General features: G+C 75.1%; 11 protein-coding genes and 1 pseudogene. 11 read left to right on the forward strand and 1 reads right to left on the reverse strand.

Annotated elements, in window-relative coordinates; genetic code table 11:
* From IDM29_RS10845 to IDM29_RS10860, 4 genes and pseudogenes are all read left to right on the forward strand, one after another.
* Positions 1-330 (forward strand): annotated as a pseudogene (locus tag IDM29_RS10845) (MerR family transcriptional regulator); the annotation flags it as partial.
* A gap of 126 nt (positions 331-456) precedes the next feature.
* Positions 457-1,104, forward strand: coding sequence for a response regulator transcription factor (locus tag IDM29_RS10850; RefSeq protein ID WP_182111992.1), 648 nt, complete (start codon positions 457-459; stop codon positions 1,102-1,104).
* Positions 1,105-1,177: 73 nt separating this feature from the next.
* A complete protein-coding gene (gene guaB / locus IDM29_RS10855) occupies positions 1,178-2,698 on the forward strand; it encodes an IMP dehydrogenase (RefSeq protein ID WP_182111991.1) in 1,521 nt (506 codons plus the stop codon).
* Positions 2,695-3,585 (forward strand): inositol monophosphatase family protein, encoded by an 891-nt coding sequence (locus IDM29_RS10860; RefSeq protein WP_182111990.1) that lies wholly within the window; start codon positions 2,695-2,697, stop codon positions 3,583-3,585. The genes guaB and IDM29_RS10860 overlap by 4 nt, the downstream gene beginning before the upstream one ends.
* 37 nt (positions 3,586-3,622) lie before the next feature.
* Here IDM29_RS10860 and IDM29_RS10865 read toward each other — a convergent pair whose 3' ends face one another.
* Entirely contained in the window at positions 3,623-4,342 is a 720-nt protein-coding gene (locus IDM29_RS10865; protein WP_188037527.1) for an exonuclease domain-containing protein, read from the reverse strand.
* 162 nt (positions 4,343-4,504) lie between these two features.
* Here IDM29_RS10865 and IDM29_RS10870 point away from each other — a divergent pair, with 162 nt between their 5' ends.
* From IDM29_RS10870 to pfkB, 7 genes are all read left to right on the forward strand, one after another.
* Positions 4,505-5,053, forward strand: coding sequence for a type 1 glutamine amidotransferase domain-containing protein (locus tag IDM29_RS10870; protein ID WP_182111989.1), 549 nt, complete (start codon positions 4,505-4,507; stop codon positions 5,051-5,053).
* A 64-nt stretch (positions 5,054-5,117) separates the two neighbouring features.
* Positions 5,118-6,242 (forward strand): GuaB3 family IMP dehydrogenase-related protein, encoded by a 1,125-nt coding sequence (locus tag IDM29_RS10875; protein WP_182111988.1) that lies wholly within the window; start codon positions 5,118-5,120, stop codon positions 6,240-6,242.
* A gap of 146 nt (positions 6,243-6,388) precedes the next feature.
* Positions 6,389-7,150, forward strand: a complete 762-nt coding sequence (locus tag IDM29_RS10880; protein WP_182111987.1) for a DeoR/GlpR family DNA-binding transcription regulator — start codon at positions 6,389-6,391, stop codon at positions 7,148-7,150.
* A gap of 62 nt (positions 7,151-7,212) precedes the next feature.
* A complete protein-coding gene (locus IDM29_RS10885; RefSeq protein ID WP_182111986.1) occupies positions 7,213-8,253 on the forward strand; it encodes a zinc-dependent dehydrogenase in 1,041 nt (346 codons plus the stop codon).
* Between the two features lie 144 nt (positions 8,254-8,397).
* The gene (locus tag IDM29_RS10890) at positions 8,398-10,068 is read left to right on the forward strand and encodes a PTS mannitol transporter subunit IICB (RefSeq protein WP_182111985.1); all 1,671 of its coding nucleotides are present in this window, start codon (positions 8,398-8,400) and stop codon (positions 10,066-10,068) included.
* Entirely contained in the window at positions 10,065-10,523 is a 459-nt protein-coding gene (locus IDM29_RS10895) for a PTS sugar transporter subunit IIA (RefSeq protein WP_182111984.1), read from the forward strand. The genes IDM29_RS10890 and IDM29_RS10895 overlap by 4 nt, the downstream gene beginning before the upstream one ends.
* Positions 10,523-11,473, forward strand: coding sequence for a 1-phosphofructokinase (pfkB, locus tag IDM29_RS10900; protein WP_182111983.1), 951 nt, complete (start codon positions 10,523-10,525; stop codon positions 11,471-11,473). Before IDM29_RS10895 ends, pfkB begins: the two co-directional genes overlap by 1 nt.
* Positions 11,474-11,626 lie beyond the last annotated feature (153 nt).

An 11,626-nucleotide genomic window follows, 5' to 3' on the forward strand; every position in this document is an offset into this window, starting at 1 on the left:
GGGGCCGACCTGCTCGCGCACTGCCTGGCCACGGCGCTGCAGGCCAGCGGGGTGCGGGCGCGCGTGCTGTCCGCCGGCGGGGAGGCTGCGATGGCGACGGCCGTGGAGCGCCTGGCGCCCGCGGCGGTCCTGCTGCACGTGGGGCCGGACGACGAGGCGGCCGAGCGCGCGGACCGCCTCGTCCGTGCGGTCGACGCCGCGCGTCCCGGGCTCCCGATCTTCGTGCAGCGCGAGGGCGCCGCCGCCTTCGAGCCGTCGACGGGGGTGCCGGTGCACCGGGTGCGCACCCTGACCGGCGCGCTCCACGAGGTGCTCGCGGTCGTCGGCTGAACGGTTCACCCGGGCGCAGGGCTAACGTCCGGGCCCCCGCCGGTCGATGAGGTCCTGGCGCGGCACCTCGCCGTCGCACCGTCGCCACGGCCCCTCGGGTGCCGCACGCGGACCGGAAGGAGGACGATGGCAGGCATCGTCGTGTGCCACGGCTCGTCCGCCGTGCGCGACCGGATCGTCTCCGCAGCCCACGGGGTGCCGGCGCTCGCGCCCGCCCGCGGCGCGGCCACCGCGGAGGAGCTCGTCGCCCTGGCGCGGCGCTCGTCGCCCGCCCTCGTGCTGCTGGACGCACACCTGCCCGGTGCCGGTCCGATCGAGGCCATGCGGCGCCTGCGCGCCGTCGGGGCCACGCCCGTCGTCATCATGCTCGCCGTCCCGGGCGACGAGATCACCCTCGACCGGGCGATCGCGCTCGGCGCCCGCGGCTACCTCGCGCCCGACGTGGACCGCAGCGAGCTCGTCGCCGTCGCCGCCCACAGCCTCACATCGGCCCACGTGCCCCAGCAGGCCGGGCACGCGCAGCGCACGGAGCAGGCGCCCGCGCCGCGTGCCGACGGCGACGCCGCCCCCGGCCCCGCCGTCGAGCTCACGAAGCGCGAGCTCGAGGTGCTGGCGGGCATGAGCCACGGCCGGTCCAACGCGCAGATCGGCGGGGAGCTCTTCCTGTCCGAGGACACCGTCAAGACCCACGCGCGCCGGCTCTTCCGCAAGCTCGGCGCGTCCGACCGTGCGCAGGCGGTCGCCATCGGCCTGCGCCGGGGCCTCATCCGCTGAGCCCGGCCCGACCCGGGCCGACGGTGCGTGGACGCCCGCCCCGGCCGCGCGGCGCGGCGCCTACCATCGAGAGGTGGACACGGAGACCTCGCCAGCGCACCCGGACCCCTTCGGCTTCATCGGCCTGACGTACGACGACGTCCTCCTGCTGCCCGGCGAGACGGACGTGATCCCGAGCGAGGTCGACACGACCTCGCGGCTGACGCGCGAGCTCAGCGTCGCCGTCCCGCTCGTCTCCGCCGCCATGGACACCGTGACCGAGGCGCGCATGGCGATCGCCATGGCGCGGCAGGGCGGCGTGGGCGTGCTCCACCGCAACCTGTCCATCGCGGACCAGGCGCACCAGGTGGACCTCGTCAAGCGCTCCGAGTCCGGCATGGTGACGGACCCCGTGACGGTCGGCCCGGAGGCCACGCTCGCCGAGCTCGACGCCCTGTGCGGCAAGTACCGCGTCAGCGGCCTCCCGGTCGTCGACGAGCAGCAGCGCCTGCTCGGCATCATCACCAACCGCGACCTGCGCTTCGTGGCGCCCGGCGACTTCACGACGCTGCGCGTGCGCGAGGTGATGACGCCGATGCCGCTGGTCACCGGCCCGGTCGGCATCTCGCGCGCGGACGCGGCGGCGCTCCTGGCCAAGCACAAGGTCGAGAAGCTGCCCCTGGTCGACGAGGACGGCGCGCTCCAGGGCCTCATCACCGTCAAGGACTTCGTGAAGTCCGAGCAGTACCCGCTGGCCACCAAGGACGGCGAGGGCCGGCTCGTGGTCGGCGCGGCGGTCGGGTTCTTCGGCGACGCCTGGGACCGCGTCACCGCGCTCGTCGAGGCCGGCGTGGACGTGCTCGTCGTCGACACCGCGAACGGCCACGCGCGCCTCATGCTCGACATGGTGCGCCGCATCAAGTCCGACCCGGGCACCCGCCACGTCCAGGTGATCGGCGGCAACATCGCGACGCGGGCCGGCGCGCAGGCGCTCGTCGACGCGGGCGTGGACGCCGTCAAGGTCGGCGTCGGGCCGGGCTCGATCTGCACCACACGCGTGGTCGCCGGCGTCGGCGTGCCGCAGGTCACCGCGATCTACGAGGCGGCCCAGGCGTGCAAGCCCGCGGGGGTCCCGGTGATCGGCGACGGGGGCCTGCAGTACTCCGGCGACATCGCCAAGGCGCTCGTCGCCGGCGCGGACACCGTCATGCTGGGCGGCCTCCTCGCGGGCTGCGACGAGAGCCCCGGCGACCTCGTGTTCGTCAACGGCAAGCAGTTCAAGCGGTACCGCGGCATGGCGTCGCTCGGCGCGATGCAGTCGCGGGGCGACCGGCGCTCGTACTCCAAGGACCGCTACTTCCAGGGCGACCTGTCCGACGACGAGATCATCACCGAGGGCATCGAGGGCCAGGTGCCGTACCGGGGCCCGCTCGCCGCGGTCGCGCACCAGCTCGTCGGCGGGCTGCACCAGTCGATGTTCTACGTCGGCGCCCGCACGGTGCCCGAGCTCCAGGCCCGCGGTCGGTTCGTCCGGATCACGCCCGCGGGGCTCAAGGAGTCGCACCCGCACGACGTCCAGATGATCTCCGAGGCCCCCAACTACTCGTCCCGATGACGGCGACCGGATCCCGCACCGACCCGCTCGCCGGCATCCCGGTCGAGGCCGTCACCGCCCTTGTCGAGGAGGTCGCCCGCACGGTCGTGCGGCCCCGCTTCCGGGACCTCGCCAGGGGCGACGTCAGCGAGAAGGGCCCCGGCGACCTCGTGACGGTCGTCGACGTCGCGGCCGAGGTGGCACTCGCCGAGGGACTCACCCGGCTGACGCCCGGCGTGCCGGTGGTCGGGGAGGAGGCCGTCGCGGCGGACCCCGCCCTGCTCGACGTCGTCGCGGACGCGGACCGCGTCTGGGTGCTCGACCCCATCGACGGGACGCAGGCGTTCGTCGACGGCGCGCCCGACTACGCCGTGATGGTGGCCCTCGTCGCCGGCGGGGAGTCCGTCGCCGGCTGGATCTGCCTGCCCGAGCAGGGACGCACGTACGTGGCGGTGCGGGGCGGCGGCACCTGGCTCGACGGCCGGCGCCTCACCGCGGCCGACGCCGACCTCCACGCCCTGCGCGGCGCCGCGGCGACGAAGTTCCTGCCGCGCGGTCCCGCGGAGCTGCCCGACGGCGTGCTCGCGCGCGTCGAGGCGGGCATCGCGGCGCTCGGGCCCGGGGCGGCGACGAGCGACCGGCTGTGGTCCGGCGCGGCGTACGGACGGATCCTCGCGGGCGAGGCGGACTTCGCCTTCTACTGGCGCACCAACCCGTGGGACCACGCCGCGGGCGCCGTGCTGGTGCGCGAGGCGGGCGGCGTGAGCCGCCGACCGGACGGCTCGGACTACCGCCCGGGCGACGACGGCGTCGGGCTGGTCGTGGCGTCGTCGGCGGAGGTGGCCGACGCCGTGGTCGCGGCGCTGCGTCCCGTGCTCCCCGCGGGCGAGGAGCCGGCCGCACGCTAGGGGTGCGCCGCCGCCGGGGTGTGTCCCCGGCGTCCCGTCACGCCGCGAGCGGGCGGGCGCGGCGCAGCGGCCAGGACAGGTCCGCGGTCCGGCGCTCGCGACCCGGTTCGGGTGGGCGCGCGTTGTAGCCCTGCGCCCAGGCGCGGTGCGCGTCGACCTGGAGGTCGTGGAGGTCGTCGAGCGCCATCGTCCCGATGGCCGGGAACGCGCGCGCCAGCGCGTCGAGCACGCCGATCGTGGCCGCGACGTCGACGTCGGCCGTGTGCAGCGCGCCCACGGGCCGCACCGCGTAGTGGTCGCACAGCGTGCCCAGGCGCCGCGCGCCCTCCCGTGCGCGGTCGAGGTGCCGGTCGAGCACGAGCGGGTCGAGGACGACGCGCACGTCCCGGCCGAGGCGCTCGCCCAGCGACGCGAGGCCGTGACGACGCAGCTCGGCGTCGAGCAGGGACAGGTCGAACGACGCGTTGAACGCGACCACCGGCTCGCCGTGGGAGAGCGCGTCGGCCAGCTCGCCGGCGATCTCCTCGAGCGCCGGTCCGGGGGGCCGGCCGTGGCGCCGTGCGTGCTCGCTCGTGATCCCGTGGACCGCGGTGGCGTCCGGTGGGATCGGCACGCCGGGGTCGACGAGCCAGGTGGTCACCGAGGTCGAGCGTCCCTCGCGGCGCACCACCGCCGCCGTGACGATCCGGTCCTCACCGACGTCGACGCCGGTGGTCTCCGTGTCGAACCCGACGACGGGGGCCTGCGTCCAGCTCATCCGCACCTCCTGCGGCCAGCCTCGCAGCCGGCGCCGACACCCGCGGGGCAGGCGCGCCGGGCGCCCGCACGTCACGCGCGCCGCACGGGCGCCCGAGGTGCGGGGTGCGCGGCGGTGCCGCAGGCTCGTCGTGACCCCATCCCCACGGACGAGAGGACGAGCATGAGCCACCTCACCGGCAAGACGATCGTGTTCCTCACCAGCACCAAGGGCGTCGAGGAGCCCGAGCTCACCGAGCCGTGGAAGGCCGTGCAGGAGCACGGCGGCACGCCCGTGCTCGTGGCGCCGGAGGCGGGCGAGGTCACGGCCGTGAACAACGACCTCGAGCCCGGCGGCACCTACCCGGTCGACCGGACCGTCGCCGACGTCGGCGTGGACGACCTGGACGGCCTCGTGCTGCCCGGCGGGACCGTCAACGCGGACTCCCTGCGCCTGGAGGCCGACGCGATCGCCCTGGTCAAGGCCGTGGCGGAGGCGGGCAAGCCCATCGCCGCCATCTGCCACGGGCCCTGGGCGCTGGTCGAGGCCGGCGTCGTCGAGGGCAAGACCCTGACCTCCTACCCGAGCCTGCGCACGGACGTCCGCAACGCGGGCGGCACGTGGACCGACGGCGAGGCCGTGGTGTGCCGCGAGCGGTTCCCGCTCGTGACGTCGCGCACCCCGGACGACCTGCCGGCCTTCAACCGGGAGCTGCTCGCGCTCTTCGAGTGAGCCCGGACCGACCGCAGGGCGGGCGCCGGGGCGTCCGGCCCCCGCCCGCCGGTAACCTGGGGCCGTGAGCAACGAGATCGAGATCGGCCGCGGCAAGCGCGGGCGCCGCGCCTACTCCTTCGACGACGTCGCCGTCGTGCCCTCGCGCAGGACGCGCGACCCGGAGGAGGTGTCGGTCGGCTGGCAGATCGACGCCTACCACTTCGACCTGCCGGTCGTCGCGGCCCCGATGGACTCGGTGATGAGCCCCGAGACCGCCGTCGCGCTCGGCCGTCACGGCGGCCTGGGCGTCCTCGACCTCGAGGGCCTGTGGACGCGCTACGAGGACCCGACGCCGTTCCTCGAGGAGATCGGGACGCTCGACGCGTCCGCCGCGACCGCGCGGATGCAGGAGATCTACGCGGCGCCGATCATCCCGGAGCTCATCACCCAGCGGCTCCAGGAGGTGCGCAGCGCCGGCGTGACGGTCGCGGGCGCGCTGTCGCCGCAGCGGACCCAGCAGTACTGGAAGCACGTGGTCGACGCGGGCGTCGACCTCTTCGTCATCCGGGGCACCACGGTCTCCGCCGAGCACGTGTCCAGCCGGGCCGAGCCGCTCAACCTCAAGCGCTTCATCTACGAGCTCGACGTCCCGGTCATCGTCGGCGGTGCGTCCACCTACACGGCGGCGCTGCACCTCATGCGCACCGGCGCGGCGGGCGTCCTCGTCGGCTTCGGCGGCGGTGCCGCCCACACCACGCGGACGTCGCTCGGCATCCACGCGCCCATGGCGACCGCGGTGGCCGACGTCGCCGCGGCGCGCCGGGACTACCTCGACGAGTCGGGGGGCCGGTACGTGCACGTGATCGCCGACGGCGGCGTCGGACGCGCGGGCGACCTCGTCAAGGCCGTCGCGTGCGGCGCGGACGCCGTGATGCTCGGCGCGGCGCTGGCGCGCGCCGCCGAGGCGCCGGGCCGGGGCTGGCACTGGGGCCCCGAGGCGCACCACCCGGAGCTCCCGCGCGGCGAGCGCGTCGGCGTGGGCACCGCCGGGACGCTGCAGGAGATCCTCTTCGGCCCGGGCAAGCAGGCGGACGGCACCCTGAACCTGGTCGGTGCCCTGCGTCGCGCGCTGGCCACCACCGGCTACTCGGACCTCAAGGAGTTCCAGCGGGTCGAGGTCGTCGTCTCGCCGTACCAGCCGCACTGAGACGCCCGACGCACCACCGACAGAGCGCCGCGCCCCCACGGGGGCGCGGCGCTCTGTCGTTCTCGGCGGCGGGCGAGGGTTGACGCCGGACTGAAACGGAAGTAGACAAAGCCATATCAACACCCGAACGGGCGAGAGGCCAGGGCGTGTACGCGACGGAGCGGCAGCAGGAGATCCTCGTCCGGGCGCGCCTCGACGGCCGCGTCGAGGTCAAGGACCTCGCCGAGCAGCTCGACGTCACGCCCGAGACGGTGCGCCGCGACCTGACCACGCTCGAGCGCCGCGGGGTCCTGCGCCGCGTCCACGGCGGGGCGATCCCGGTCGAGCGGCTCGGCATCGAGCCGGCGGTCGCCGACCGCGAGGGCCGCATGGCGGGGCAGAAGGAGCGCATCGCCAAGGCGGCGCTCGACGAGCTCCCCGACGGCGGCGCCATCGTCCTCGACGCCGGCACGACGACGATCCGCCTGGCCGAGATGCTCCCGACGGACCGGGAGCTCACCGTGGTGACGCACGCCCTGCCGGTCGCGATGGTCCTCGCGTCGCGCCCCAGCATCACGCTGCACCTGCTGGGCGGCACCGTGCGCGGCCGGACGCTGGCCGCCGTCGGCCCGTGGGCCGAGCGCGCGATGGCCGACGTCTACGCGGACGTGGCCTTCCTCGGGACGAACGGGCTCACGGTGGAGCGCGGGCTCACGACCCCGGACCTCGCGGAGGCCGGCGTCAAGCGCGCCCTCGTCGCCGCCGCGCGCCGCACGGTGGTGCTCGCCGACCACACCAAGGTCGGGCGGGCCGACTTTGCGCAGGTCGCGCCGCTGTCGGTGGTGGACACCGTCATCACGGACTCGGAGCTCGAGCCCGACCTGGCCGAGGAGATCGAGGCGGCGGGACCGCGGGTGGTCCGCGCATGAGCGACGGCGCCCCACCGGCGCCACCCACGACGTCGCCCGGCGGCGTCCGACGAAGGAGAGAGATGGACGTCTTCCGCTTCTACGCCCCCGGCGACGTGCGCCTGGAGGACGCGCCCGAGCCCACGACGGCGCCGGGTGAGGTCAAGATCCGGGTCCGGGCGTGCTCGATGTGCGGCACCGATGTGAAGATCTCCACCTCGGGGCACCAGCGCATCGTCCCGCCGCGCGTCATGGGTCACGAGATAGCGGGCGAGATCGTCGAGGTCGGCGAGGGCGTCGACGCCTGGGCACCGGGGGACCGGGTCCAGGTCATCGCGGCGATCCCGTGCGGCCGCTGCGACTACTGCCGGGCGGGCGCGATGACGATCTGCCCGAACCAGGTCTCCATGGGCTACGACTTCGACGGCGGTTTCGCGCCGTACATGATCGTGCCGCGCGAAGTCCTCGCCGTGGACGGCCTCAACCGCATCCCGGACAACGTCTCCTTCGCCGAGGCCAGCGTCGCCGAGCCGTTCGCGTGCGCGATCAACGCGCAGGAGATCGCCGACGTGCGCAAGGGAGACGTCGTGGTCGTCGTCGGCTCCGGCCCGATCGGCTGCCTGCACGTCCGCCTCGCCCGGGCCCGCGGGGCGGCGCGCGTGCTGCTCGTCGAGCTGAGCCGCGAGCGCCTCGACCTGGCGGCCGCCGTCGTGCGGCCGGACGCGGCGATCTGCGCCTCGGACACCGACCCCGTGGAGGCCGTGCGCCACCTCACCGACGGCCGCGGTGCGACGGTCGTCATCACGGCCGCCGCGTCGGGCGCGGCGCAGGAGCAGGCGCTGCAGATGCTCGCCCCGCAGGGGCGCGTGAGCTTCTTCGGCGGGCTGCCCAAGGACCGGCCGACCATCACGCTCGACTCGAACCTCGTGCACTACAAGGAGCTCACCATCGTCGGGGCCAACGGCTCGAGCCCCGAGCACAACCGCCGGGCGCTCGCGCACATCGCCGACGGCAGCGTGCCGGTCGCCGACCTCATCACGCACCGGCTGCCGCTCGACCGGGTCGCCGAGGGCATCGACGTCGTCCGCACGGGCGCCGGCATCAAGGTCACGATCGAGCCGTGACGACGCCGGCCGCCTGGCGGCCGGCGGTGGGTGGGACCCGGGGCGGTGCGCCGCGCCGGCAGCGAAGGAGCAGGTCGATGACGATCACCGCCACCCCGGGCCCTGCCGGGACGCGCACCACCACGAAGGGAGTGTGAGTCGCCCATGTCCGCAACGACGGCCGAGGCCCCCCGCACCGTGAGCCGGGGCAAGGCTGCCCAGGTCCGCGTGCAGAGGCTGGGGGCGTTCCTCAGCAGCATGATCATGCCCAACCTCCCGGCCTTCCTGGCCTGGGGGCTCATCACCTCGCTGTTCATCGCCGTGGGCTGGACGCCCAACCCGATCCTCGGCGGCTACGGCAACGCCGACGTCATCGGCTGGCAGGGGGCCGCCACCGCCCTCGCGCAGGCCGAGGACGGCACCACGTTCCAGCAGTACGTCGGCCTGGTCGGGCCGATGATCACCTACCTGCTGCCGCTGCTCATCGCCAACGCGGGCGGCCGCGTGGTCTACGGGGACCGCGGCGCCGTCGTCGCGTCGATCGCCGCCCTGGGCATGATCGTCGGCAGCGCCGTGCCGATGTTCCTGGGCGCCATGATCGTCGGGCCGGCCGCCGCCTGGGTGATCAAGAAGGTCGACGCGCTCTGGGCAGGGAAGATCAAGGCCGGCTTCGAGATGCTGGTCGACATGTTCGCGGCCGGCATCGTCGGCGCCGCGCTCGCCGTGCTCGCCTTCTTCGGGATCGCGCCGATCGTCAGCTCCCTGTCGAGGTTCCTCGAGTCGGTCGTCGGCTGGCTCGCGGACAACAACCTGCTGCCGGTCATGAGCATCATCGTCGAGCCGGCCAAGGTGCTGTTCCTCAACAACGCGATCGGCAACGGCGTCCTCGTGCCGCTCGGCGCGCAGCAGACGGTCGCCGAGGGCCAGTCCCTGCTGTACCTCGTCGAGTCGAACCCCGGGCCCGGCCTGGGCATCCTGCTGGCCTTCACCTTCTTCGGGGTCGGGGCCGCGAAGAGCTCGGCGCCCGGCGCCGCCGTCGTCCAGTTCCTCGGCGGCATCCACGAGGTCTACTTCCCGTTCGTGCTCATGAAGCCGGCGCTGATCCTCGCGGCGATCGCGGGCGGCGCGACGGGCGTCGCGACGAACATGGTGCTCGGCACCGGGCTGCGTGGCCCGGCGGCGCCCGGGTCGATCATCGCCGTCCTGGCGGCGACCCCCCGGGGTGCGTTCGTCGGCGTGATCCTCTCGGTGGTCCTGTCGTTCACGGTGACGTTCCTCATCGCCGCGGTGATCCTGCGGGCCTCGCGCAAGCGCGACCTGGAGACGGGCGGGGGCGACCTCGGCGCGGCGATCGCGCAGACCGAGTCGAACAAGGGCCGGAGCAGCGCGGCGCTCGGGGCGCTCGCCGGCGCGGGTGCCGCGTCCCCCGCGGGGACCGGGCAGGCCGCCGACGGCGCCGTGACCACGAACGACGCCGTGACCACGAACGACGTGACCACGAACGACGCCGTGACCACGAACGGCGCCGCGACGCCGATCCGCTCGATCGTCTTCGCGTGCGACGCCGGCATGGGGTCGTCCGCGATGGGCGCGAGCATCCTGCGCGACAAGCTCAAGAAGGCGGGCCGCACCGACGTCACGGTGGTCAACACCGCGGTCGCGCGCCTCGAGGACGACGTCGACCTCGTGATCACCCAGCGCGAGCTCACCGACCGGGCCAGGCGGCACGCACCGAGCGCGCGCCACGTCTCGGTGGACAACTTCCTCTCCAGCCCCGTGTACGACGACGTCGTGCGCGAGGTCCGGGCCGCCGGCACCGAGGCGGCGCCGGCATGAGCGCGGGCCTGGGCGGCGGGTACGGCGTCCTGGCGCCGCACGACGTCGTCGTCGGCGCCGTGGCGGGCTCCAAGGTGGACGCGATCCGCGACGCGGGGGAGCGGCTGGTCCGCTCCGGCGCCGTCGACGCCTCGTACGTCGACGCGATGCTCGAGCGCGAGCGCTCGATCTCGACGTACATGGGCAACCACCTCGCCATCCCGCACGGGACCGACGAGGCCAAGGGGGCCATCCGGCGCTCGGCGCTGAGCCTGGTGCGCTACGACGAGCCCGTCGACTGGGACGGCAACCCCGTCCGCGTCGTCGTCGGGATCGCGGGCGTCGGCGACGAGCACCTCGCGATACTGTCGAAGATCGCGCTCGTCTTCGCGGACACCGACCAGGTGCAGCGCGTGCTGGACGCGCCGTCCGCGGCGGCGCTCTACGAGATCCTGGAGCAGGTGAACGAGGCCTGATGATCGTCACCGTCACCCCCAACCCGAGCGTGGACCGGACGCTCGAGCTCGACGCGCTCGCGGTCGGGGAGGTCAACCGGGCGCACGCGACGCACGTCCACGCGGGCGGCAAGGGCATCAACGTCTCGCGGGCGCTGGTCGCGCAGGGGCACGCCACGCGTGCCGTGCTGCCGGCCGGAGGGGGTGACGGCGACCTGCTCGTCGCCCTGCTGGCGGAGCAGGGCGTGCCCGCGCGCGCGGTGACGGTCTCGGGGGAGACGCGCTCCAACATCACCCTGGTCGAGCGCACCGGCGCCACGACCAAGGTCAACGCCCCCGGGCCGCCGCTCGGGACCGACGACGTCGCCGCGCTCCTGGCCGCGGTCTCCCGGGAGATCGCGGCCGGGGCGGGCGGCGTCGTCGGTGCCGGGAGCCTGCCGGCGGGCGCCGCAGACGACTTCTTCGTCCGGCTCGCCGCGCTCGCGGGCCGGCACGGCGTGCCCTGCGCGCTCGACTCGTCCGGCGCCCCGCTCGCGGCCGCGGTCGCGGCGGGGGGCCTGGACGTCGTCAAGCCCAACGACGAGGAGCTGGGCGAGCTCGTGGGGCGCGACCTCGTCGTCGTCGGCGACGTGGTCGACGCGGCGCGCGAGCTCGTGGCGCGCGGCACGCGCCAGGTCCTGGTGAGCCTGGGCCCCCACGGGGCGCTGCTCGTCGACGCGGAGCGGGTCGCCTGGGCCGGCGGTCCGGCGCTCGTCCCGGCCTCGACCGTCGGCGCGGGTGACGTCACGCTGGCGGGCTTCCTCGCGGCCGCCGGTGCCGCACCGGCGCGGCGGCTGGCGACCGCCGTGGCGTGGGGCCGGGCCGCCGTCCTCCTGCCGGGCACCGCGGTGCCCGACCCCGCGGACATCCGCCTCGCGGACGTGCGCGTCGTCGAGGAGCCGGACCCCGACCTCGCGCTCAAGGAGCTGTGACGCCGGTGGCGCCCGAGGGTGGCGGAGCCGGTGCGAGGATGGGTGCCATGAGCTCCTCCACGACCGGCGTCCTGCACGGCTTCGGCGTCGGACGCGGCGCCGTCGTCGGCCCCGTCGCGCGCGCGCACCCCGCGCCCGGCGTCGACACGGACG

It is taken from the genome of Actinotalea sp. JY-7885 (assembly GCF_014525465.1).
Lineage (GTDB): Bacteria > Actinomycetota > Actinomycetes > Actinomycetales > Cellulomonadaceae > Actinotalea.